We start from the raw sequence: 22,262 nt of genomic DNA, 5'->3' as shown, positions 1-22,262 counted from the left end.
ATAGATTCAAATCAGGTTCAATGCAGCGTCGCCAGATAGGCGGACAATGCGGCCGCGTCGTTCGCCGTCAGCGCGATGCTCGGCATCAGCGAATCGGGTTTGATCCGTTGCGCGTGCGCGATCCAGTCGAGCTGATGCTCGGGCGTGTTCGTCATCGTGCCGGCCGCAATCAGGCGGCGCGTATCGAGATGCGTGAGATCGGGCGCCTGCGCGCCGTTCGCATCGGTGCCGCGCACCGTATGGCAACCCGCGCAACGATCGAGAAACAGCTTCTGTCCATGCAATGCGAGCGCACCGGCCGCGCCGGCGACGGGCGTAGCGGGTTTGGCCTGCTCGCGGCGCCATGCGTCGAACCCGGCACGGTCCTGCGCGACGACCTCGAAGGCCATATGCGCATGCTGTGCGCCGCAAAACTGCGAGCATTGCCCGCGATAGATACCGGGCACATCGGCCTGGATCCACTGCTCGTTGATCTGGCCTGGAATGGTTTGGGTCTTGCCGGCGAGTTGCGGCACCCAGAATGCGTGGATCACGTCGGCGCTCTTCAGCACGATCTTCACGGGTTCGCCGACCGGTATGTGAATTTCATTCGCCGTGACCAGCGCCGGGCCGCCGTCCGCATCGCTGTACTCGACTTTCCACCACCAGTCGTAGGCCGTCACGGTCAATGTGAGCGAAGGCGCGCGGGGCGGCGCTGCGACCGAATCGAGCGTGAAGAGCGTGTAGGCGAGCGCAGCGATCAGAAATACCGACGAGATGCCGGTGCCGATATAGACCCACCGCATGCCGGCTTTCTCGCCCCGCACGATCGTCGGACCTGCATGGTCCGCTTCGATGCGGCGGCGACGCGCGATCGCCACCGCGAGCAACAGCGCGACGATGACGATGACGGCCATCGACAAAGCCGCAAGCGCCCAGCCGAGAACCATCGTCGGTCCGGCGGCAGGACCCGCCGCATGCAGAAAATAGTCGAGCGGCGCGGCGTGCATATGAATCGATTCCACCTTCCATTGCATCCGGCCGCACTCCCACCGTGTTCGATGTCCGAATCAGGCGCGTCTCGCGCGCCCCCTCAATCAACAGACGCTTAGCAAGAATCGGACTTGACCGGCCGAAAGCCGGAGGAGCGCAGACCCAAATTGGGTCAACGAGAAGTCGCTGCGGACAAGCCCGTGCTCCGTGACGCACCGGCCTGACCGGCTTCGTACGATTTACATCACGTTGCGATATTTACACGCGGCCACGCATGCGCCGCCGCATACAAATCGCTGACTGCTTCTGCATTCGTTAGTCTTTTGCGCCGGGAATCACCGAGCCGAGCACCTGGCGCGCGGTATTCGCAATCACGCTGCCCTCCTTCGGATCGCCCTCCATCAGCGTGCGCGCAAAGGCCTTGGCTTGCGGCAGCGTGACATGAGGCGGCAGCGGCGGCACTTCCGGATCGCACTTCACCTCGAGCACGACCGGCCGTTTCGCTGCAAGCGCGGTTTCCCACGCGTCGGCCAGCTGCTCCGCCTTGTCGACGTATATGCCGGTCAGCCCGATCAATTCGGCAAAGCGGTGATACGGCACGTTTGGAATCTGCTGCGACGCGTCGAACTTCGGATCGCCGTTCATCACGCGCTGCTCCCACGTCACCTGGTTCAGGTCTTCGTTGTTGAGCACCATGCAGATCCAACGTGGGTCAGCCCACTGCTTCCAGTATTTCGACACCGTAATCAGTTCGGCCATATTGTTCATCTGCATCGCGCCGTCGCCGACCATCGCGATGACGGGACGGCCCGGATAAGCGAACTTCGCGGCAATCGCATACGGCACGGCCGCACCCATCGACGCGAGCCCGCCCGATAACGACGCCATCATGCCGCGCCGGATCTTCAGGTCGCGTGCGTACCAGTTCGCGCACGAACCCGAGTCGCTCGTCAGGATCACGTTGTCGGGCAGTCGCGGCGACAGCTCGGTGAAAGCGCGCTGCGGATTGACGCCGTTCGAGCTCGGCTGATGTGCGCGTTCATCGAGTGTCTCCCACCAGCGCGAGGTCCAGCGTTCGATCCGCGAACGCCATGCGTCGCTGGTTTTCTCCTTGAGCAACGGCAGCAGCGCGCGCAGCGTCTGTGCGCTGTCGCCGACCAGATTCACTTCCATCGGATACCGCAGGCTCAGCATGTCCGCCTTGATATCGATCTGCACGCCGCGCGCATCGCCTTCCTTCGGCAGGAATTCCGAATACGGAAAACCCGAGCCGATCATGAGCAGCGTGTCGCAGGTGTTCATCATTTCGTAGCTCGGCTTCGTGCCGAGCAGGCCGATCGATCCCGTCACCCACGGCAGATCGTCAGGTAACGCGGCCTTGCCGAGCAGCGCTTTCGCGACGCCCGCGCCGAGCCGGTTCGCGACTTCGATGACCTCGTCGGTGGCGTTCAGCGCGCCCGCGCCGACGAGAATCGCGACCTTGTGCCCCGCATTGAGCACGTCAGCCGCGCGCTGCAGTTCGTCCTGCGTCGGCACGACAGTGGGCCGCGCATAGCCGACGCCCGAATGCGCAGTACCGTGCTTGCGCGCCGGCCCTTCGTATTCGAGATCCTGCAGATCGTTCGGCAGGATCAATGCCGTGACACGCCGCTCGGCTAGCGCGATCCGTATCGCACGGTCGACCATATGGCGCACTTGCGCGGGCACGCTTGCCTGCTGCACATAAGAGCCGGCGACATCCTTGAACATCGCGGCAAGGTCGAGCTCCTGCTGATAGTGCGAACCGAGTCCCGCGCGCGCCTGCTGTCCGACGATCGCGAGCACCGGCATGTGATCCATTCTTGCGTCGTAGAGTCCCGTGATCAGGTGAGCCGCGCCTGGGCCCGAAGTCGCGATGCACACGCCGAGATCACCGGTGAATTTTGCGTGTGCGCTGGCCATGAAGGCTGCCATTTCCTCGTGACGCGTCTGCACGAATTCGATCTTCCCTTCCGCGCGATTCAGTGCGCCGAATACGCCGTTGATGCCGTCGCCGGGATAGCCGAACATCCGTCTGATGCCCCACTGATGCAACCTGTCGACGATAAAGTCGCCCACTGTCATAGCCATGAAAATCTCCTGCAAACGAGAATTGGTGCCGAACGCGTTGTGCGTATCGACGTGTCTGTCGCGCCGTCAAGCCGCTCTTCAAGCGTGCCTTCGACAGACGCGCAGCAAGCAACGCGCCGCGTCGCGCGAAACCCTGCTGTAAGGAACAGCCATTGCTGATGCGTCAGTGCCGGAAACTGTTTCTTCCTGTCGTTTCTGAAAGCGCACACCATGCAAGACGCTGCTTCTTCATCGCCTTTTTCCACGCGCACTGCGAGCGATCGTTACGCGGCGGCGCCGATCGCGCGTATCGCTGCGGATGCCTACACGATTCCGACCGACGCGCCGGAAGCGGATGGCACATTCGAATGGAATTCGACGACGCTCGTCGTTGCCGAGGTCGAAGCCGCTGGTGTAACCGGGCTCGGCTATACGTACAGCGATGCGAGCGTCGCGACGCTGATCCGGCACACGCTTTCGGACACGCTCAAAGGCGAGGACGCGTCGGACCTGCCGCGTCTGTGGCTGCGAATGCAGCAGCGCGTGCGCAATCTTGGCCGGGACGGCATCGCGGCCACCGCGATTTCGGCGCTCGACTGCGCGCTCTGGGATCTGCACGCGAAGCGCCTCGGCGTTGCGCTCGTGACTCTGCTCGGCGCGGCGCGCGATCACGTGCCCGTGTATGGAAGCGGCGGCTTCACGACCTACACGGACGACCGGATGCGCGAGCAGCTATCGCGCTGGGTAGGCGACGACGGATGTCGCTGGGTGAAGATCAAGATCGGCAGCGACCCGGCACGCGACCCCGCCCGCGCGCAATGCGCACGCGATGCGATCGGCAGCGACGCGGGCCTCTTTATAGATGCAAATGGCGCATTCGATCCGAAGACGGCGTTGCGTTTTGCCGAGGCAATTTCCGAACTCGACGTGCAATGGTTCGAAGAGCCGGTCAGTTCCGACGATCTCGCCGGTCTCGCCGCGATCCGGTTCGCCACGCCGCCCGGTATGCGGATCGCCGCCGGCGAATACGGCTATACGGCCGACTATTTCAGGCGAATGCTCGAAGCGGAAGCGGTCGATGTTCTGCAGGCCGATGCAAGCCGTTGTGGCGGCGTGACAGGCTTCATGCGCGCCGCGCATCTGGCCGACGCGTTCCATATCCCGCTCTCGGCGCATTGCGCACCGGCGCTGCATCTGCACGCGGCCGCCGCTGTGCCGGGGCTGTGTCATCAGGAATGGTTTCACGATCATGTGCGCATCGAATCGATGCTGTTCGACGGCGCGCCGCGCGTCGCTAACGGCAGCATCGCGCCCGACCTGTCGCGCCCCGGTTGCGGACTCGAATTCAGGCGCAAGGATGCGCAGCGTTTCGCCGTCAGCGTGCCTTGATGCATGTACGGAAGCATCGCAGTTCAATGTTTGTGTTTCACCCCAATACGACATCGACGATGATAAGAACCACGTTATATGCGCTCGGCGCGCTGAGCGCACTGTCAGGCGCCGCGTTGCTGGCGACGCGTAGAACCGGTGCTCGCGCACAGCGCGCGCATGCGCCGGTCGGGTCCGCAGCAGTGGCGAATATCGATCGATGGAGGTCGCCGCAGCGCGTGCATATCGACGCCGCGCGCGGGTTCAATCACAGTTCCGCGCTGCTCGCCTTCTCCGCTTTGGCCGATAGCGCCGTCGAACACTATCGCGGTTCGTTCGAGAATCCCGCCATGGTGACGCCGCTCGTATCCGCGACCTGCGCGCTGTTTGCAGGCTTGCATGGCGGCCGGGATCGTACCGAGGCGTCGCATTCGATCAGGCATGCGATCTATCTGGCCGCGGCAGCCGCCGGCGTCGCGGGCAGCGGTTTCCATCTGTACAACGTCACGAAGCGTCCCGGCGGATTCAGCTGGCACAACCTGTTCTATGGCGCACCCCTTGGCGCGCCGATGTCGTTGCTGCTATCGGGGGCGCTCGGCGCGGTCGGCGAACAGTTGCGCAACGAGCCTGCATTCGATCCGCGTCTGTTTGGCATGCCCGCCGGCAAGGCGCTTGCGCTCGCGGCCGGCATCGGGCTCGTCGGCACGATCGGCGAGGTCGGACTGCTGCATTTTCGCGGTGCATTCCAGCATCGCGCGATGTATGCGCCGGTCACGATCGGACCGCTCGCCGCGGTACTGCTTGCGCATTCGGCACTCGCGGCGCCGCGTCCACGCTGGTTCACGCGCATCTGGCTGCGCACGACCGCGGCGTTGGGCTTCGTCGGCACACTGTTTCATGCGCGCGGTGTCGCGCGCATGCAAGGCGGCTGGCGCAACTGGTCGCAGAATGTTCTGGGCGGTCCGCCGTTGCCGGCGCCGCCGAGCTTTACCGCGCTCGCCATGGCCGGCCTCGCGGCATTGCGCCTGAGGGAGACCGAGCGTGAGTAAAAACCTCGATGCGAACTCCAATGCGCGCGTCAATGCGCACGGTGCCCTTCCCGCCTATGCGCACTACGACGTGCTCGACAAGCGCGATTCGCCTTCGTGGGACGATGCGACACGCAGTGTGATCGACGATCGCATCGGTACCCGCGACGAACCCGCATGGTGCACCGCCGATGAATGGCGCACGCTACGGGCACTATGCGCAGTGATCATTCCGCAGCCGGACAGCCGTTGCGCTGCGAATCGCCGTCCCGTTCCGCTGGCCGCATTAGTCGACCGCAAGATCGCCGGCAACAAAACCGACGGCTATCGCAACGCGAGCCTGCCCGGCTTGCAGCAGGCGTGGCGCATCGGTCTTTGCGCACTCGACGACGAAAGCCGGCATCGCTATCAGGCCGCGTTCGCCGAGCTCGACGACCACGCGCGCATCGCTCTCGTGCAGGCAATGGAACACGGCACGCTGAAGCGAGATTCGTGGCAAGGCATGCCATCGAAGCTGTTTTTCCGGCAGCGCGTGCTGCACGATCTCTGCACGACTTACTATGCGCATCCGTCGTCGTGGAGCGACATCGGCTTCGGCGGACCGGCCAATCCGCGCGGCTATGTGCGCATGACGTTCAATCGCCGGGACCCGTGGGAAGCGGTCGAATCGACCGGCGAGCACAGTGCGTCGGAACCGGAGACCCATCGTGCCCGATGATGCGCTTCGCTATCCGCGCGGCGCGAACGGCCGTGCGCCCGATGTGTTCACACGCGGCGGCTGGGTGCCGATGCGCGAGTATCCGCAAAACGAAGAAGTCGATTTCGTCATCGTCGGCACCGGCGCGGGCGGCGGCACGCTCGCGTGCCGGCTTGCCGAAAAGGGCTTCAAGGTCGTTGCGCTCGATGCGGGCGCCTGGTGGCGGCCGCTCGAGGAGTTCGCCTCCGACGAGATGCATCAGGCCAAGCTCTACTGGACCGACGAGCGCATTGTCGACGGCGACGATCCGCTCGTGCTCGGTGCGAACAACAGCGGCAAGGCGGTCGGCGGCAGCACTGTGCACTTCGCGATGGTGTCGCTGCGCTTCAGGCCCGAGTGGTTCAAAGCACGTTCGCTACTCGGTTATGGCGCGGACTGGCCGCTCGACTGGCGCGAAATGTGGCGCTACTACGCGTACGTCGAAGATGCGCTGAAAATCTCCGGGCCCGTGCGCTATCCGTGGGGACCGGAACGGCCGCGCTATCCGTATCGCGCGCACGAAATGAATGCAGCCGCGCTCGTGCTCGCGAAAGGCGCCGAAGCGCTCGGTATCGGCTGGAGCCCGACGCCGCTCGCCACGCTTTCCGCGCCGCGCGGTAAAGCGCATCCGTGTGTCTATCGCGGTTTTTGCGTGTCCGGTTGCGCGACCAATGCCAAGCAGAGCGCGCTGGTCACATGGATTCCACGCGCGGTCGCGGCCGGCGCCGAGATCCGCGATCTTTCGATGGCCGGCCGCATCGATGTCAATCCGGCTGGCCGCGCGACCGGCGTTGAATACTTCCGCGAAGGCCGCTGGCAATTTCAACGTGCGCGTCATGTGGTGGTGGCCGGCTATGCGATCGAAACGCCGCGCCTGCTGTTGATGTCGGCAAACGAGCGTTTCCCCGAAGGGCTCGCGAATCGTTCCGGACTCGTCGGCAAGAACCTGATGGTGCAGTCGAATCAGGCCGTATGGGGCGTCATGGACGACGAAATACGCTGGTACAAGGGGCCGCCGTCGCTTGCGATCAGCGAACACTGGAACTACACGGACAAGGGCAAGGATTTTTTCGGCGGCTATGCGTATATGAGCCAGGGGCCGCTGCCAATGGTCTGGGCGCAGACGCAATTGGGGCGCGGCCTCTGGGGCCAGGCGCTGCTCGACGAAATGCAGCTCTACAACCATCAGGTCGGCCTCAAGATTGTCGGCGAGACGCTGCCGCAGGAGCGCAACCGCGTCACGCTCGCCGACGAGAAAGACAAGTACGGCCTGCCGGTCGCGCGCGTCACGTGGAGCTATTGCGACAACGACCGGCGGCTCGTTTCGCATTCGCTGCGCTTTATGACCGACGCGCTTGGCGCAGCCGGCGCGACACGCATCTGGCAACAGACCGACGACACCTGCCATCTGAACGGCACCGCGCGCATGGGCGACGACCCGGCGACGAGCGTCGTCAACGCCGATTGCCGCAGCTGGGATATTCCGAATCTGTGGATTTGCGACGGATCGGTCTTTCCGACCGTCGGCGGCGTCAATCCATCGCTGACGATCCAGGCAATTGCATGCCGCACGGCAGACAGGATCGAAGTGCTGGCTTCGCGCGGGGAGTTGTAGCGGCGTACGCGTATGCCTGAACGCATCGCATAAAAGAGCAAGGAGGGAGAACTCATGGGCCGGATCCGAAAACCAAAGACCGTCGTGATTACGGGCGCAACAGCGGGCGTCGGTCGCGCAGCCGCACTCGAATTCGCACGGCACGGCGCCGACGTCGCATTGCTCGCACGCGACCCCGCTGCGCTGCGCGACACGGCCGACGAAGTGCGCGCGCACGGCGTGCGCGCGCTGCCCATCGAAGCGGACGTGAGCGACGCGCAGGCAGTCGAGGCCGCCGCCGCTTCCGCCGAAGCGCAGTTCGGCCCGATCGACGTGTGGGTCAACAATGCGATGGTCACGACGTTCGCGCCCGTCGACACGTTGCCGCACGAGGACTTCGCGCGCGTGACGAACGTCACGTATCACGGCTACGTCTGGGGCACGATGGCCGCGCTGAAATGCATGCAGAAGTCCGGCCGCGGCACGATCGTGCAGGTCGGCTCGGCGCTCGCCTACCGCTCGATTCCGCTGCAATCCGCGTACTGCGGCGCCAAGCACGCCATACGCGGCTTTACCGACGCACTGCGCTGCGAGCTCTATCACCGTAAGAGCGGCATCCACGTGACGATGGTGCAGATGCCGGCGCTGAACACGCCGCAGTTCGACTGGGCCTGCAACCAGATGCCGCATGCACCGCGTCCGGTCGCGCCGATTTTTCAGCCCGAAGTCGCGGCGCGCGCGATCTATTGGGCCGCCACGCATCGGCGCCGCGAAGTGTGGGTCGGCACATCGTCGATCAAGGCGATCGTCGCGAACCAATGGATACCAGGCTGGCTCGACCGTTACCTCGGGCGCACCGGCTTCGATGCGCAGCAGGACCCGCACGCGGGCGCGAATGTCGACCATGCGTCGAACCTGTGGCAACCGGTCAGCCGGCTGCATCGCGTGCATGGGCGGTTCGATGCGTCCGCTGCGCCGCGCAGCCCTGCTTTGTGGCTCGACACGCATCGTGGCGTCGTGATGGTTGCGGCTGCAACGTTCGCGACACTCTGCTTCGGTCTGCTGCGACGCCGGGTTTGATCATGTCCTTGCGGATCGAGGACTATGCGCTGATCGGCGACGGACAGAGTGCCGCCCTCGTGGGCCGCAACGGCTCGATCGACTGGCTATGCTGGCCGTCGTTCGATGCGAGCCCCTGTTTCGCGGCGCTGATCGGCGAGCCGCAAAACGGCTACTGGCGCATCGCGCCCGACGAGCCCGTCGTCGCGGTGCGGCGCCGCTATCGTGGTCCATCGCTGGTGCTCGAAACGACGCTGGAAACCGCCTCCGGCACACTCGAGCTGATCGACTGGATGGAATGGGCGGCGGCGCCCGCACGGGTCTTCCGGCAAGTGCGATGCGTTGCGGGGCATGTGCGGCTGACCAGCGAACTGGCTGTGCGGTTCAACTACGGACGCGCGCTGCCGTGGCATCGCCGTCTCGACGACAGGGTCGCCGCGGTCGGCGGCCCATGGGCGCTGTGGCTCGATGCGCCGGCGGCGCCGTCGGTCGACGCCGCGCGCATCCGCCATTGCGTCGACCTGTCGGTTGGCGAGCACCTTGATTTCGTGCTCACCTGCTGTCGCTCCCACGAGCCGCCGCCGCCGCGTGCCGACGCAACGAAATCGCTTCGGGCAACGCTGGGTTTCTGGCAGCAGTGGGCCGCGCAGCATCCGGGGCGCGGGCCATACGCGGGCGCGGTGCTGCGCTCGCTGATCACACTCAAGGGACTGACGAACCGGCTGACCGGAGGCATCGTCGCCGCGCCGACCACGTCGCTGCCCGAGCGCATTGGCGGCACGCGCAACTGGGACTACCGCTACTGCTGGCTGCGCGATGCGAGTTTCACGATGATGGCGCTCGCGGGCACGGGGTTCGAAGCCGAGGCCGCAGCGTGGCGTGACTGGCTCGTTCGCGCGATCGCGGGTCATCCCGCGCAAACGCAGATCATGTACACGACCGATGGCGCACGTCACATTCTCGAATGGGAATGCGCGGCGCTGAGCGGCTACGAAGATTCGCGGCCTGTACGCTTCGGCAACGCGGCCGTCATGCAGTCGCAGCACGACATCTACGGCGAGATCATGAATGCGCTCCATGTGGCGCGCCGGCATGGCATGCCGCCGGACCGGGACACCTGGGTGCTCGAGTGCGGCCTGATCGAGCACGTCGCAGCGCGCTGGCGCGAGCCCGATAACGGGCTGTGGGAGTTTCGCGGGGCACGTCGGCATCACACGCTGTCGAAGGTGATGGCGTGGGTGGCTGTCGATCGTGCGATTCGCAGCGCCGGCGAATTCGGCCACCGCGCGCCGCTTGCAAAATGGAAACGGCTCGCGGCCGAGATACGCAACGACGTGCTCGCGCACGGCTTCAATACGCAGGCCAACGCATTTACCCAGTCATACGGCAGCGAGCGACTCGACGCGAGCCTCCTGCTATTGCCGCTGTTCGGCTTTCTGCCCGCCGACGACCCGCGCATCGGCGCGACGGTCCGCGCGATCGAGCGCAACCTGATGACCGAAGGTCTTGTATGGCGTTATCTCGGCGATGGCCACGAAACCCCGGCGAAAGAACCGATTCAGGAAGGCGCATTCGTAGCGTGCAGTTTGTGGCTCGCGCAGGTTCGCCACATGCAGGGGCGACGCGACGAAGCGCTCGATATATTCGAGCGCGTGCTTGCGCTGCGTAACGACGTCGGTCTGCTGTCGGAAGAGTACGACACAGCCGGCAAGCGCCAATGCGGCAACTTTCCGCAGACGCTATCGCACGTCGCGTTGATCAACGCGGCATGCATGTTCGATCAGATATAGCGAAGACGCCGCTCGCGCCGCAGCGCTCAGCCGACCAGCAACGACTGCCCGCCGTCGATCCACACCGGCGTGCCCGTAATGAACCGCGCGCGATCCGACGAAAGATAGACGACCATGTCGGCGATATCGTCGCTGCTGCCTGCCTTGCCGTCGGTCAGCGGAATCTTGCCTTGCGGGTACTCGGCCGCTTCCGATGCCTCGCTGGCCGAACGCGTCTGCGTGTTCTCATCGATTTCTGTGTCGATTTTCCCCGGACAGATCACGTTCACGCGAATCTTGTGCTTGGCGAGTTCGAGCGCGGTCATCTGGCCGAGCGCGAGCAAGCCGGCTTTGGTCGTCGAATACGCGGAGGCGCCGCCGTGACTGAATACGCGTGTGCCGTTGATCGACGAGATGATCACGATCGATCCTGCGCCCGCGCGTTTCAGATGCGGCACGGTCAAATGCAGCGTCAGATACGCGCCGCGCAGATTCGTATTGATCGTGTTGTCCCATTCGGCCGGCTTCAGTTCGTCGATCGGCGCCCATACGCCGTTGATACCGGCGTTCGCGACGACGATATCAAGCCGCCCGCTTTGCGAAACCGCACGATCGAGTCCCTGGCCGAAGCCGGCATCGTCACGAAGATCGGCCGTAAAGCCGAAGGCGTCGCCACCTTGCTTCACGATCTCGTCGACGGTCGCGCGTGTTTCGTCATCCTTATGCGCATGCACGATCACTCTCGCTCCGGCCGCGGCGAGGCGTAGCGCGCTCGCTTTGCCGATGCCCGAGCCCGCACCCGTGACAAATGCTGTTTTGTTTTGCAGATTCATCGGTTTTCCTCCGCTGGTATTCGCGCTTTACGCGCGGTTGTGTTCGGGGTCCCGTTCCATCAACCGCCGCCGATGCCTTGCAGCACCTTGCCGGTGCCGCTGCAGACTTCGCAGCGTTCGCCCTCCACCAGACCGGTGCCGTCACAGACGGCGCATATGTCCTCGCCCACGCCGGGAGCATCCGGCGGTCCTTCGTCGCCCGGCGAAAGCGGTTTTTGATCCGGTTCCATGATGTCCTCCAAAAACAGTTGCGTTGCGGCGTAATCGGCCGCGTCAAAGCCCGGCGCTATGGCTTGCGCGCATCCTCGGGCCGCTGGCGCTGCGACGGACGGCCACCGCCGCCCGGCGGTTCCGAGTGACTGCCGGTGCCGTGCGGCACTTCCGCCGTCTGCTCGGGATGAACATTCGCGCGCGGCGGGTTTGCCTGCTTCATCGCCTCGGTGGGATTGGCCGACGGTTGCTGTTCGCGGTCGCGGTCGTCGTGCTGGGTGTGGTTCGATGCCATCGTTTCCTCCTTGATCTCGCGTTCGTTGAGGTCGTATGGATCTGCAGCAACAAGTGGACCAAACCACGGGACCAAACCGCAGGACCCAACCACGAAACCAACCGCGGGCTTCGCATCGGGTACGCCCGATGCGTGCGATCGGTAAGCGAGCACATTTCGAGGAGACTTCGCATGAGTATCATGACCATTCGCACGTCGGACACCGAAGTCCAGGTCGAGCAGACCGTGTACACGTTTGCGAAAAAAGACGAAGCGGATGCATTCCAGCGCTGCGTGGCCGATCGTTCGATCGACACATGCAACCGCGAGCATCCGCCGCTTTCGCTAAGACCGGCAACGCCGGAGATGAGGCCCGACGATCCGAATCGCGACAGCACGATCTCGCCGACGGTCGGCGGCACACCGCTGTAACGAGATCGACCCAAGGCGCCGCCGCGTGCAGGGCGGCGCATACCATCACGCAAGCAGCTTGTCCGGCGTGATCGGCAAATCGCGAATGCGCTTGCCGGTCGCATGCCAGATCGCGTTCGCGATCGCGGCCGCCACGCCGACCACGCCGATCTCGCCAACGCCCTTTACACCGAGCGGATTGACGACGTCGTCCGGTTCGTCGACGAAGATCACGTCGATATCGCGGATGTCCGCGTTGACCGGAAAGTGGTAGAGCGCGAGGTCGTGGTTCATCACGCGGCCCAGCGTGTGATCGATCTGCCCTTCTTCCTGCAGCGCCATCCCGATACCCCATACGACGCCGCCCGCGACCTGGTTCGCGGCAGTCTTCGGATTGATGATGCGCCCCGCCGCGACCGCGCTCGCGACGCGCGTGACGCGCGCGATCCCGAGCGACTCGTCGACACGCACTTCGGCGAACACGGCCGAATGCGTGGCCATCGAATATTGCTTCTGGCGGTCCTCGGGCTTGACCGTCGCCTCCTGCTGGAGCTGGTTCATGCCCGCGCGCGCCATCAGTTCGTCGATCGATACGGTCTCGCGCGCATCGGCGCCGTGCACGATACGCGCGCCGTTCCGCCGCAATTCGCCGGCCTTCGCCTGCGCGAACACCGGCCCGCCATATTGGCGGGCGAGCGCGACGAGCTGCTCGTGCAGTTGCGTGCACGCCGCCTGCACCGCGCTGCCGACCGATGAAACGGTGAACGACCCGCCCTCCACCGGCGCCTTGGGCAAGGCCGTATCGCCGAGGTCGAAGCGCACCATGTCGAGCGGCGCATGCAGCGCGTCGGCTGCGATCTGCGTCATCGCGGTGTAGGTGCCGGTGCCGATATCGGCAGTCGAACTCGAGACCACCACATGGCCGTCGCACGTCATCACGGCGCGCGCGCTCGCCTGCGTTTGCAGCGCCTCCCAGATGCCGGTCGCCATGCCCCAGCCGACCAGTTCGTCGCCGTCGCGCATCGAGCGCGGCGCAAGCGGCCGCGCGGACCAACCGAAGCGCGCGGCGCCGCGCTCGAAGCACTCGCGCAGCGCCTTGCTCGAAAACGGCAGATTCTTGTTGTCGTCGCGCTCCGCATAGTTGATGAGACGCAGCTTCAGCGGGTCGAGTCTCAGTTCGGCGGCCAGTTCGTCGATTGCCGATTCGAGCGGAAAAAGTCCCTGCGTAGCGCCGGGCGCGCGCATATCGCCCGGCGTCGGCAGATTCAGCTGAGCGACCTTGTAGCCGAGGCGAACGTTGTCGCACGCATAGAGTTGCCCGGCCCAGTTCACGACGACGTCGCAATAGTCCTCGTACAGCGACGTCTCGGAGACCGCCTCGTGCGCCACCGCGGTAAGACGCCCTTCACGCGTCGCCGCGAGCACGACGCGCTGGATCGACTGCGGCCGATGCGAGAACGTGAACATCTGCTGGCGCGTCAGCGTCACGCGCACCGGCCGCTTCAGATCGAGCGCAGCCATCACTGCGAGCGGCAGGTGGTATTGCGGTCGCAGGCCCGAACCGAATGCGCCGCCGACGAACGGCGAGATCACGCGCACATGATCGTCCTTCAGGCCGAACATGGCAGTCAGATACTGCTTCGTGTTCTGCACGCCTTGCGTCTTTTCGTAGACCGTCAGGCGCTCGCCGCTGTCGGGCACGACCGTGCAGCCGTGCATTTCCATCGGATTGTGGAATTCGATCGGCGTCGTATAGAACTCGTTGATGCGCACGGGCGCGTCGGCATAGGCAGCCGTCGCATCGCCGCGCGGCGCCGGCGGCGGCTCGAAACCGCCCTTTTCGAGCGATGGCGGATACGCATTGCCGATCACACGATCAAGCTCCGTGCAGTGCGGCGTGTGCTCATAGCGCACCTGCACGAGCGACGCCGCGTGACGCGCAAGCTCGAGCGACTGCGCGACGACAAGCGCAACGGGCTGGCCGCTGAACCAGATGCGGTCGTCCCACAGCGGCCTGAACGGCATGCCGCCCGGCGCGATCGCATCCTTGTAGTTCGCGTCCATCAGCGGCAGCGTCATGCGGTTCTCGTGCGTCAGCACGAGCAGCACACCTGGCGTTTCGAGGGCCGCGGACGCATCGATCGAAATCACGCGTCCACTTGCGATCGCGCTCGACACGACAAAGCCATAGGCAAGCCCGTCTGCGGCGAATTCGCCCGCATAGCGCGCCGCGCCGGTGACCTTTTGCGTGCCGTCTACACGGTTCAGCGGCGTGCCGCTCACACGCATTGTGTCGTGTTCCTCTTCAGCCGGCTCGCGGTGCGGGGTTTCTTCAACCGTCATCTCGTTCGCTCCTGAAATCGCGCCCAGTCGCGATCTGGAATGCGCGTACGACCGCGCGCGTGACCAGTTCGATCTTGAAGGCATTGCCGCGCCGGCCCTGCGCATTGCGCACGAGCGCACCGGCGAAACGGCGCACGACATCGCCGGTCAGCGGCGCGCCGCGCAGCATCGACTCCGCATCGAAATCGCGCCATGGTTTGTGCGCGACGCCGCCGAGCGCGCAGCGCACCTCGCGAATCGCGTCGCCATCGAGTTCGACGGCGAGTGCGACCGAGACGAGCGCGAATGCATACGACGCACGCTCGCGCAACTTCAGATAGGCGTGGTGCCCGGCGAAACCTCGGGGCGGCAATTCGACTGCCGTCACGATCTCGCCCGCCTCGAGGTTCGTGTCGATATGCGGGGTGTCGCCTGGCAGCCGGTGAAAATCCGGGAATGCAATCGCGCGCGCGCCATGCGGGCCGTCCGTGTGTACCGTCGCATCGAGTGCGGCGAGCGCCACGCACATATCCGACGGATGCACGGCAATGCAGTGCTCGCTTGCGCCGAGAATCGCATGCATGCGGTTGACGCCTTCGAGCGCCGGACAGCCGCTGCCCGGCTCGCGCTTGTTGCACGGTACCTCTGTGTCGTAGAAGTACGGACAGCGCGTGCGTTGCAGCAGGTTGCCGCCGATCGTCGCCGCATTGCGGATCTGGGCGGACGCGCCCGCGAGTATCGCTTTCGAGAGCAGCGGGTAGCGTTCGGCAATCGCACGGTTGCGCGCGGCCGCGCTGTTGGTGACGAGCGCGCCAATGCGCAGACCGCCGCCGGGCGTCTCGTCGATCGACTTCAACGGCAGCCGGGTGATGTCGATCAGCCGTACGGGACGCTCGACATTGACGCGAATCAGATCGACGAGATTCGTGCCGCCCGCGACGAACGCGACATGCGGCGCACCGCGATGCTGCGCGAGCGCATCGCGAATGTCGGTTGCCCTGGCATACGAGAAGCGGTTCATGCGCGGGCTCCGTGGGCTTTGCCGTTGTCCTCGGGCGTGCCGTTGTCCTCGCGCGTGTCCAGGCCGGCACGCTCTTTGGCCTCGCGTTGCCGGCTCCGGGCGTCGCTCAAGCCCGCCACCTCCGCGATCGCCGCGACGATATTCGTATAGGCGCCGCAGCGGCACAGATTGCCGCTCATCGCTTCGCGAATCTGATCGCTCGAATGAAGCTCGTCTTCGTCGAGCAGCGCGACCGCCGAGCAGATCTGGCCTGACGTGCAGTAGCCGCACTGGAACGCGTCACGATCGATGAACGCCTGCTGCATCGGGTGCAGCGTATCGCCTTGCGCGAGCCCTTCGATCGTCGTGATCGATGCACCGTCATATACGGCCGCGAGCGCGAGACACGTGTTGATACGCTGGCCGCCGACGATCGCCGTGCAGGCGCCGCATTGTCCGTGGTCGCACCCTTTGCGCGTGCCGGTCAGCCCGCAGGTTTCGCGCAGCAGATCGAGCAGCGATGTCCACGGCTCGATCTCGAAGCTGCGCGAAACGCCGTTGATGTCGAACGAGACCGACACGCGCTGGATATCGGGAGGATCGACATCGAGGTTCTGCCGCGACGCCGTGTGGCCGTGGGCGGGAAGGTCGGTTGACTGCATGGACGGCTCCTTCAGCTGCGGGTTCGGGTAGTGGGATGCGTTGCACGCACTTGCAACGGGCCGCAATCGATATACCCGGTTGATCGGCACAGCGCGGATTTCGGGAAGCAATGCGAGGAATATCTACATCGGCCGCACGCATGCATTGCAACGCGGCGCGGCGAGGCCGCGCGGTTGCCGCATTGCCGCATCGACCGGGGCGGAACGCTCCTTGCTGAGCCGATTGTTCCGGTTCAATTCACGGAGAATTTCATGCTCGGCCACGAAATACCCCGCAACAAACCGCGCCACCTCGATTCGCGCGTGCTGTATTCCGGTTTCTATCGGCTCGCCGCGTCGGGTTCATCGGCGCCGAAGCGCCACGACGAAAAGCATCCCAATTCCGAACGCTCGGAAAAAAACATCGACAAGGCCGTCGAGGACTCGTTTCCCGCGAGCGACCCACCCGCGACGGGCGGCACGACGCGCATCGATCCCTCGCCTTCCTCCGATAACGCGAAAGACGACTCGAAAAACAACGGTCACGCAGCACACAAGCGTCCGGGTTCGGACAAAGGCGGCAACCCGTGATGCTCATGAGCGGCCACCGCAGCGTTGACGACGTCAAAGATCAAGACCCAAACAAACGTGCTGAACACTATGATTGAAAGTGCGGCGCAGTCGGCGGGCGTGCATGACAGGCTTCGCGACGATTACAGCGACACCGCCGGCCACGCGCGCGGCAGCGATGAAAAGCGCGATAGCGGCCACGATGGGAACGCACCGCGCGAACACGGCAGGAACGAGTCGGACGCCGAGCGCGGCAAGAGCGGTGGCGAGAGCCACGCGGACAAAGATGACGCCAGGGAAGGCGACGACGACGGCGGCAACCGGGATGGCGACGGCGAAGACAAAAAGCCGCGCAGCCGCAAGCCGCTCTACATTCTCGGCGCGCTCGTCCTGCTGCTGATCGTCGCGGGGGGCATCTGGGCCTTCGCGACACGCAACCAGGTCAGCACCGACGACGCCTACACCGATGGCAACGCAATCACGATTGCGCCGAAAGTGTCGGGCTACGTGGTCAAGCTGGCGGTAGACGACAACACGCATGTCCACAAAGGCGATCTGCTCGTCGTGATCGACAAGCGCGACTACATTGCGCAGGTCGATCAGGCGAAAGCCGCGCTCGGACTCGCGCAGGCGCAACTGCAGGCCGCACAGGTGCAACTCGAGATCGCGCGCGTGCAGTATCCGGCGCAGTATCGGCAGGCGAAGGCGCAGGTCGAATCGGCGCGGGCGAACCTGACGCAGGCGCAGGCCGCATACACCCGTCAGCATTCAGTCGACATTCGCGCCACGTCGCAGCAGAACATCGACGCGGCCAATGCGCAGCAGCAGAACGCGAGCGCAAGCGTGCAGGAAGCACGCGCGCAACTGCAAACGGCGAGCCTCGTGCCGCAACAGATCCGCCAGACCGAAGCGAGTGTCGCAGAGCGGCAGCAGCAGGTCGAGCAGGCGCGCGCGCAGCTCGAGCAGGCGGAACTGAATCTGTCGTACTGCGAGATCCGCGCGCCGGCCGATGGCTGGATTACGCGCCGCAACGTGCAATACGGCAGTTTCCTGCAAGCCGGTACGTCGCTCTTTTCGATCGTCACGCCGCAGGTATGGGTGACGGCCAATTTCAAGGAGTCGCAGCTGACGCGCATGCGTCCCGGCGACAAAGTGAAGATGGACGTCGACGCGTATCCGGACCTCGAACTGCACGGGCATGTGGATAGCATCCAGCTTGGCAGCGGCTCGCGGTTTTCGGCGTTTCCAGCCGAGAACGCGACCGGCAATTTCGTGAAAATCGTGCAACGCGTACCGGTAAAGATCCTGATCGACAGCGGCATGCCGGCGGATCATCCGCTGCCGTACGGGCTCTCGGTGACGCCGAAGGTGTATCTGAAGTGATGCGCGAGACGACGCATGACGGCGACGCGATCCCGGGTCGTCGCGCCGCCCTCGCCTGTGCTTACCCGTCGCTTACCCGTCGCTTACCAGTCGGGATCGTTCACTTCCTGCCGATAGTCGTAAGCGCGATTGACGAGCCGGTGTGGACGGCCGCTTGCCTGCAGCACTTCGCGCCAACTGGCCAGTTCCGCGAGCGAATTCGTGTGCAGTACCGCATACGCCTTGCCGTTCGCCCCGGTGCCCGGAACGACCTCGATCGGCTCGCCCCCCGTTGCGTCTGCCGTGGCGAGCAGCATGCGGATGTCCGCCTGCAGGACCTGCATTTCATATTGAGTCATTTGCGTTCTCCTTCCCGGTTGAACACATCGGTTTGAACACGTCAGTAGCAGGTCGATGCGCGGACCAGCGCGGATTCACAGCATACGCCGTGCCCAGCGCGTTGTCGCGCGCATCGCGTCCCGGCGCGGCACAGCCCGTGCTCAGCGCTCAGACAGTGACTCAACCCCTAGGCACCCTCCCTTCCACCATGACGATGCGCGAGGCCGACCCGATAACGGACGATCCGCCGGCAAACGGTGCCGGAACCGATAGCGAAGCCTGTCCACGCACCGAGCGCGGCGCGTGGCTGCAGGAAGGCCGCACTTGCGCGTGGCTGCGGCCCGCGCAGCGCTTGCGCGTGCTGATCGATGCGGCCGACTATTTCGATGCGTTGCGCGCGGCAATGACGCGCGCCCGCGACACGATTTTCATTGTGGGCTGGGATATCGACAGCCGTCTGCAACTGACGCCCGAAGGCGCACGCGACGGCTTGCCCGCCGGGCTCGCGGAGTTTTTGTGCGCGCTCGTCGAAAAACAGCTGCATCTGCGCATCTACGTGCTCGCGTGGGACTTCGCGATGCTCTATGCATTCGAGCGCGAATGGCTGCCCGTGTACAAGCTCGGCTGGCGCACGCATCGGCGCGTGCGGTTTCAACTCGACGGACGTCATCCGCTTGGCGCGTCGCATCATCAGAAACTCGTCGTGGTCGACGATCGTGTGGCGTTTGCGGGCGGCATCGATCTGACCGGCTCGCGCTGGGACACGCCTGACCATCATCCGCACATGCCGCTGCGACGCAACGCCAATGCGGAGCCCTACCAGCCGATGCACGACGTACAAGCGATGTTCGACGGGCCGGCAGCCGCGGCCCTCGGCGAGCTCGTGCGCGAGCGTTGGCGGCGCGCGTCCGCACGGCACGTCGAACTGCCGCCGGTTGCCGTGCACAACGCGGGTGCGGGTCACGCCGCGCACCTCGATCCGTGGCCGGAGCACGTGCACGCCGACATCGAGCATGTCGAGCTCGGCATCGCGCTGACCGAACCCGAGTACAACGGACGTTCCGCAGTCCAGCACATCCAGCAGATGTACGTCGACGCGATTGCGCGCGCACGCGAGAGCATCTATATCGAGAACCAGTACTTCACCGCGAGCCGGATCGGCGCGGCGCTGGCGGCGAGCCTCGCGGAACCCGACGGCCCCGATATCGCCGTGGTCGGCCCCGAACGGCAAACCGGCTGGCTGCAGCACGCGACCATGGGCGTCATGCGCGCGCGGCTGCACGCGCTGATGAAGCAGGCCGACCGCCACGGCCGCTATGCGCTGTACGCGCCGAGCGCGGGCGGATTCATGCACGACCAGTTCATCAACGTGCACAGCAAGCTGATGACCGTCGACGACGAATTGTTGCTGATCGGCAGCGCGAACCTGAACAACCGGTCGATGGTGCTCGACACCGAATGCAATATTGCGCTCGACGCGCAGGGCGATCCGCGTATCAAGGCGATGATCGCGTCGGTGCGCAACCGGCTGCTCGGCGAACACCTCGACGCGACGCCCGAAGCGGTCGCCGAAGCGCTTGCGGCGCAGCGCCTGAATGCGGCGATCGCCACGCTGCGGCACGGGGAGCGCACGCTCGCGCCGCAGGATCCGGTTGCGCCCGCGGAACCGGACGAACTGACCACGCGGATGTCGGTCTTCGACCCCGAAGCACCGCTCGCACCGCAGGAACTCGTCCGCCAGTTCCTGCCCGAAGCCGAAAGCCGCCCGTTGCGCGGCCGGCTGCTTGTGCTCGGCAGTTTCGCGCTCGCGGTCGCCGTGTTTGCGGTGCTGTGGCGCTTCACGCCGCTTGGCAACCTGTTGAGCTTTTCCGCGCTCGTCCATGCGGCGCATGAACTGCACGACTCGCGGCTCGGGCCGCTTGCGATCATCGCGGTCTATGCGCTCGCCGCGAGCATCTCGGTGCCGGTCACGCTGCTGATCGCCGTCAGCGGCTTCGTGTTCGGTGCGCTGTCCGGCAGCCTCTATGCGTTGAGCGGGACCTTGATCTCGGCGGTCATCACCTATTACGCGGGTGCATCGCTCGGCCACGACGCGGTGCGGCGCCTCGCTGGTTCGCGCATCAACCGCATCAGCGAAAAGCTCGGCAAGAAAGGGTTCGTGGCTGTCGTGATCGCGCGGATCGTGCCGGTTGCGCCGTTCACCTTGCTCAATCTCGTGGCCGGCGCATCGCATATCGGCTTTCGCGATTATCTCGCCGGCACGGCGATCGGCATGGCGCCTGGCATCGTGCTCGCGACGACGTTTGCACAACAACTCGTGGCCGCGGTCCACCATCCATCGCTCGCCGGCATTCTGCTCGTCGGCGCGATCGGCGCGGTGCTGGTCGGCATCTCGGTCGCGCTGCACCGCTTTTTTGCACGCCGGGCATGAACGAATCATTGAACGAAGATCCGGACACACCATTGAACAGGCCTTCATATACGCGCTCGCGCGTGGATTTGCATGAACCTTTGCATGCGTCCTCGATCACGTGCACGCACGCGTGCGTGGACCCATCGGCGCCCAGCGATACGCTAGCGAGCGCGCCATCGAAACCGGCCGCGGCCGATTTGCGTGTGCTACGTATCGCGACCTACAACATTCACGGCGCAATCGGCTGCGACGGCGTTTACATGCCGCAACGTATCGCCGACGTGATCGCCGAACTCGACGCCGATATCGTCGCGCTGCAGGAAGTGCCGCTCGGCGGACGCGCTGCACCGAATGCGCTGCCGATGCTGCGCGAGGCAACGGACATGCTTGCGATTGCCGGGCCGACACTCGATACGCCCGAGCGGCGCTACGGCAATGCCGTGCTCACGCGTTTGCCCGTGCGCGCGACGCGCACGCTGAACCTGTCGTTCGGCAAGCGCGAGGCGCGCGGCGCGCTCGACGTCGATATCGCAAGCACGAGCGGCGTGCTGCGCATCGTCGCGACACATCTCGGCCTCTCGGCACGCGAGCGGCGCGCGCAGATCGCGTCGCTGATCGCGGCGTTCGATACGCCGGCGCTGCCCGTGATCCTGCTCGGCGATATCAACGAGTGGTTCGTCTGGGGTTATCCGCTGCGCGCGCTCGTCACGCACTTCAAGGCGGCGCCCGCGCCACGCACGTTTCCGTCGCGGTGCCCGGTGTTTTCGCTCGACCGCATCTGGATGCACCCCGTCGAGCGGTTGATCGGCGTGCAAGCCCATCGCAGCGCGCTCGCGCGTGTTGCGTCGGACCATTTGCCGCTCGTCGCGCACGTACGGTTGTGATGCAGCGGCTGTGATGCAGCGGCTGTGATGCAGCGGCTGTGATGCAGCGGTTGCGAGGGCAACGAGGCACGCGATGCGGTGGTCGGGCGTCGTTGGACGGAGTTCAGGTGCAGACGCCCATGTCTGTTTGCGACGCGAGCACGCGTGGTTTCGGATCGCACCGGCAATGGCAAAGGTCACCGTCGAGGGCCGGCTGCCGGTTCGAGATGCGGTCATCTGGGCGCGGTCCTTTCGGCTCGATGTAGCCCTCGGTGTTGCATGCCGGGCATGACACCCTCGCGCCGAGATAACTGAGGCAGCGCCCGTTTGCGCGCATTTCTGCGTCGCCGTCGAGCACCTGCCCGCCGCTGGTCGTGTTGTCGAACTGCATGATGTACGCACGTCTCGAC

At 65.1% G+C, this 22,262-nt stretch carries 21 protein-coding genes; 11 read left to right on the top strand and 10 right to left on the bottom strand.

Annotation, left to right across the window (positions count from 1 at the left end; all coding sequences use genetic code 11):
- Nucleotides 1-17: 17 nt before the first annotated feature.
- A complete protein-coding gene (gene coxB, locus BTO02_RS10915) occupies nucleotides 18-1,016 on the bottom strand; it encodes a cytochrome c oxidase subunit II (RefSeq protein ID WP_075157050.1) in 999 nt (332 codons plus the stop codon).
- Between the two features lie 271 nt (nucleotides 1,017-1,287).
- On the bottom strand, nucleotides 1,288-3,081 hold the full coding sequence (locus tag BTO02_RS10910; protein ID WP_075157049.1) for a thiamine pyrophosphate-requiring protein: 1,794 nt from the start codon (nucleotides 3,079-3,081) through the stop codon (nucleotides 1,288-1,290).
- A gap of 210 nt (nucleotides 3,082-3,291) precedes the next feature.
- Here BTO02_RS10910 and BTO02_RS10905 point away from each other — a divergent pair, with 210 nt between their 5' ends.
- The 6 genes from BTO02_RS10905 to BTO02_RS10880 are packed head-to-tail and all read left to right on the top strand — an operon-like array spanning nucleotide 3,292 to nucleotide 10,635.
- Nucleotides 3,292-4,449 (top strand): enolase C-terminal domain-like protein, encoded by a 1,158-nt coding sequence (locus BTO02_RS10905; RefSeq protein ID WP_083615072.1) that lies wholly within the window; start codon nucleotides 3,292-3,294, stop codon nucleotides 4,447-4,449.
- 59 nt (nucleotides 4,450-4,508) lie between these two features.
- Nucleotides 4,509-5,477 (top strand): hypothetical protein, encoded by a 969-nt coding sequence (locus tag BTO02_RS10900; RefSeq protein WP_075158774.1) that lies wholly within the window; start codon nucleotides 4,509-4,511, stop codon nucleotides 5,475-5,477.
- On the top strand, nucleotides 5,470-6,174 hold the full coding sequence (locus BTO02_RS10895) for a gluconate 2-dehydrogenase subunit 3 family protein (RefSeq protein ID WP_083615071.1): 705 nt from the start codon (nucleotides 5,470-5,472) through the stop codon (nucleotides 6,172-6,174). Before BTO02_RS10900 ends, BTO02_RS10895 begins: the two co-directional genes overlap by 8 nt.
- Nucleotides 6,164-7,807, top strand: a complete 1,644-nt coding sequence (locus tag BTO02_RS10890; protein ID WP_075157048.1) for a GMC family oxidoreductase — start codon at nucleotides 6,164-6,166, stop codon at nucleotides 7,805-7,807. The genes BTO02_RS10895 and BTO02_RS10890 overlap by 11 nt, the downstream gene beginning before the upstream one ends.
- Nucleotides 7,808-7,861: 54 nt before the next feature.
- Nucleotides 7,862-8,866: an SDR family oxidoreductase gene (locus BTO02_RS10885; protein ID WP_075157047.1), complete on the top strand. Its 1,005-nt coding sequence runs from the start codon at nucleotides 7,862-7,864 to the stop codon at nucleotides 8,864-8,866.
- Nucleotides 8,867-8,868: 2 nt separating this feature from the next.
- Entirely contained in the window at nucleotides 8,869-10,635 is a 1,767-nt protein-coding gene (locus BTO02_RS10880) for a glycoside hydrolase family 15 protein (RefSeq protein WP_075157046.1), read from the top strand.
- A gap of 26 nt (nucleotides 10,636-10,661) precedes the next feature.
- Here BTO02_RS10880 and BTO02_RS10875 read toward each other — a convergent pair whose 3' ends face one another.
- The 3 genes from BTO02_RS10875 to BTO02_RS10870 are packed head-to-tail and all read right to left on the bottom strand — an operon-like array spanning nucleotide 10,662 to nucleotide 11,952.
- On the bottom strand, nucleotides 10,662-11,447 hold the full coding sequence (locus BTO02_RS10875; protein ID WP_075157045.1) for an SDR family oxidoreductase: 786 nt from the start codon (nucleotides 11,445-11,447) through the stop codon (nucleotides 10,662-10,664).
- Between the two features lie 59 nt (nucleotides 11,448-11,506).
- Nucleotides 11,507-11,677, bottom strand: a complete 171-nt coding sequence (locus BTO02_RS34750) for a hypothetical protein (protein ID WP_198039129.1) — start codon at nucleotides 11,675-11,677, stop codon at nucleotides 11,507-11,509.
- Nucleotides 11,678-11,733: 56 nt separating this feature from the next.
- Nucleotides 11,734-11,952, bottom strand: a complete 219-nt coding sequence (locus tag BTO02_RS10870) for a hypothetical protein (RefSeq protein ID WP_156883797.1) — start codon at nucleotides 11,950-11,952, stop codon at nucleotides 11,734-11,736.
- 171 nt (nucleotides 11,953-12,123) lie between these two features.
- Between BTO02_RS10870 and BTO02_RS10865 the strand changes: the two genes are divergently transcribed.
- Entirely contained in the window at nucleotides 12,124-12,363 is a 240-nt protein-coding gene (locus BTO02_RS10865; RefSeq protein WP_075157043.1) for a hypothetical protein, read from the top strand.
- A 45-nt stretch (nucleotides 12,364-12,408) separates the two neighbouring features.
- On the opposite strand, the gene BTO02_RS10860 is transcribed toward BTO02_RS10865, so the two are convergent.
- From BTO02_RS10860 to BTO02_RS10850, 3 genes are read right to left on the bottom strand one after another with little or no spacing between them, the layout of a single operon-like run.
- Nucleotides 12,409-14,631 (bottom strand): xanthine dehydrogenase family protein molybdopterin-binding subunit, encoded by a 2,223-nt coding sequence (locus BTO02_RS10860; RefSeq protein ID WP_075158772.1) that lies wholly within the window; start codon nucleotides 14,629-14,631, stop codon nucleotides 12,409-12,411.
- Nucleotides 14,632-14,674: 43 nt separating this feature from the next.
- Nucleotides 14,675-15,685 carry an FAD binding domain-containing protein gene (locus tag BTO02_RS10855; RefSeq protein ID WP_075157042.1) on the bottom strand — a complete coding sequence of 337 codons (1,011 nt, stop codon included), beginning with the start codon at nucleotides 15,683-15,685 and terminating at the stop codon, nucleotides 14,675-14,677.
- Complete coding sequence (locus BTO02_RS10850; protein ID WP_083615070.1) at nucleotides 15,682-16,326, bottom strand: (2Fe-2S)-binding protein; 645 nt, start codon at nucleotides 16,324-16,326, stop codon at nucleotides 15,682-15,684. Before BTO02_RS10850 ends, BTO02_RS10855 begins: the two co-directional genes overlap by 4 nt.
- A gap of 252 nt (nucleotides 16,327-16,578) precedes the next feature.
- Here BTO02_RS10850 and BTO02_RS10845 point away from each other — a divergent pair, with 252 nt between their 5' ends.
- Nucleotides 16,579-16,896: a hypothetical protein gene (locus BTO02_RS10845; protein WP_232243553.1), complete on the top strand. Its 318-nt coding sequence runs from the start codon at nucleotides 16,579-16,581 to the stop codon at nucleotides 16,894-16,896.
- A 69-nt stretch (nucleotides 16,897-16,965) separates the two neighbouring features.
- Complete coding sequence (locus BTO02_RS10840) at nucleotides 16,966-18,258, top strand: HlyD family secretion protein (protein ID WP_075157041.1); 1,293 nt, start codon at nucleotides 16,966-16,968, stop codon at nucleotides 18,256-18,258.
- A gap of 83 nt (nucleotides 18,259-18,341) precedes the next feature.
- Here BTO02_RS10840 and BTO02_RS10835 read toward each other — a convergent pair whose 3' ends face one another.
- Complete coding sequence (locus BTO02_RS10835) at nucleotides 18,342-18,596, bottom strand: hypothetical protein (RefSeq protein WP_075157040.1); 255 nt, start codon at nucleotides 18,594-18,596, stop codon at nucleotides 18,342-18,344.
- Nucleotides 18,597-18,790: 194 nt separating this feature from the next.
- Between BTO02_RS10835 and BTO02_RS10830 the strand changes: the two genes are divergently transcribed.
- The gene (locus BTO02_RS10830) at nucleotides 18,791-21,007 is read left to right on the top strand and encodes a VTT domain-containing protein (RefSeq protein ID WP_075158770.1); all 2,217 of its coding nucleotides are present in this window, start codon (nucleotides 18,791-18,793) and stop codon (nucleotides 21,005-21,007) included.
- A 116-nt stretch (nucleotides 21,008-21,123) separates the two neighbouring features.
- Nucleotides 21,124-21,873 carry an endonuclease/exonuclease/phosphatase family protein gene (locus BTO02_RS10825; protein WP_442953396.1) on the top strand — a complete coding sequence of 250 codons (750 nt, stop codon included), beginning with the start codon at nucleotides 21,124-21,126 and terminating at the stop codon, nucleotides 21,871-21,873.
- Nucleotides 21,874-21,976: 103 nt separating this feature from the next.
- Here the strand turns inward: BTO02_RS10825 and BTO02_RS10820 are convergent, their stop codons facing one another.
- Nucleotides 21,977-22,243, bottom strand: a complete 267-nt coding sequence (locus BTO02_RS10820) for a PAAR domain-containing protein (RefSeq protein WP_198039128.1) — start codon at nucleotides 22,241-22,243, stop codon at nucleotides 21,977-21,979.
- Nucleotides 22,244-22,262 lie beyond the last annotated feature (19 nt).

Origin of the sequence: Paraburkholderia sp. SOS3 (genome assembly GCF_001922345.1) — a bacterium.
Lineage (GTDB): Bacteria > Pseudomonadota > Gammaproteobacteria > Burkholderiales > Burkholderiaceae > Paraburkholderia.
The sequence above is the reverse complement of the archived record's forward strand: the minus strand, read 5'-3'. Positions and strand labels throughout refer to the sequence as shown.

Bases quoted from the DNA above. Each gene is read 5' to 3' on its own strand.
- BTO02_RS10905 (WP_083615072.1), top strand. From the start codon at position 3,292: ATGCAAGACGCTGCTTCTTCATCGCCTTTTTCCACGCGCACTGCGAGC.
- BTO02_RS10875 (WP_075157045.1), bottom strand. From the start codon at position 11,447: ATGAATCTGCAAAACAAAACAGCATTTGTCACGGGTGCGGGCTCGGGC.
- BTO02_RS34750 (WP_198039129.1), bottom strand. From the start codon at position 11,677: ATGGAACCGGATCAAAAACCGCTTTCGCCGGGCGACGAAGGACCGCCG.
- BTO02_RS10820 (WP_198039128.1), bottom strand. From the start codon at position 22,243: ATGCAGTTCGACAACACGACCAGCGGCGGGCAGGTGCTCGACGGCGAC.
- coxB (WP_075157050.1), bottom strand. From the start codon at position 1,016: ATGCAATGGAAGGTGGAATCGATTCATATGCACGCCGCGCCGCTCGAC.
- BTO02_RS10910 (WP_075157049.1), bottom strand. From the start codon at position 3,081: ATGGCTATGACAGTGGGCGACTTTATCGTCGACAGGTTGCATCAGTGG.
- BTO02_RS10840 (WP_075157041.1), top strand. From the start codon at position 16,966: ATGATTGAAAGTGCGGCGCAGTCGGCGGGCGTGCATGACAGGCTTCGC.
- BTO02_RS10880 (WP_075157046.1), top strand. From the start codon at position 8,869: ATGTCCTTGCGGATCGAGGACTATGCGCTGATCGGCGACGGACAGAGT.
- BTO02_RS10900 (WP_075158774.1), top strand. From the start codon at position 4,509: ATGATAAGAACCACGTTATATGCGCTCGGCGCGCTGAGCGCACTGTCA.
- BTO02_RS10850 (WP_083615070.1), bottom strand. From the start codon at position 16,326: ATGCAGTCAACCGACCTTCCCGCCCACGGCCACACGGCGTCGCGGCAG.
- BTO02_RS10855 (WP_075157042.1), bottom strand. From the start codon at position 15,685: ATGAACCGCTTCTCGTATGCCAGGGCAACCGACATTCGCGATGCGCTC.
- BTO02_RS10830 (WP_075158770.1), top strand. From the start codon at position 18,791: ATGCGCGAGGCCGACCCGATAACGGACGATCCGCCGGCAAACGGTGCC.
- BTO02_RS10865 (WP_075157043.1), top strand. From the start codon at position 12,124: ATGAGTATCATGACCATTCGCACGTCGGACACCGAAGTCCAGGTCGAG.
- BTO02_RS10860 (WP_075158772.1), bottom strand. From the start codon at position 14,631: ATGCGTGTGAGCGGCACGCCGCTGAACCGTGTAGACGGCACGCAAAAG.
- BTO02_RS10885 (WP_075157047.1), top strand. From the start codon at position 7,862: ATGGGCCGGATCCGAAAACCAAAGACCGTCGTGATTACGGGCGCAACA.
- BTO02_RS10835 (WP_075157040.1), bottom strand. From the start codon at position 18,596: ATGACTCAATATGAAATGCAGGTCCTGCAGGCGGACATCCGCATGCTG.
- BTO02_RS10870 (WP_156883797.1), bottom strand. From the start codon at position 11,952: ATGGCATCGAACCACACCCAGCACGACGACCGCGACCGCGAACAGCAA.
- BTO02_RS10845 (WP_232243553.1), top strand. From the start codon at position 16,579: ATGCTCGGCCACGAAATACCCCGCAACAAACCGCGCCACCTCGATTCG.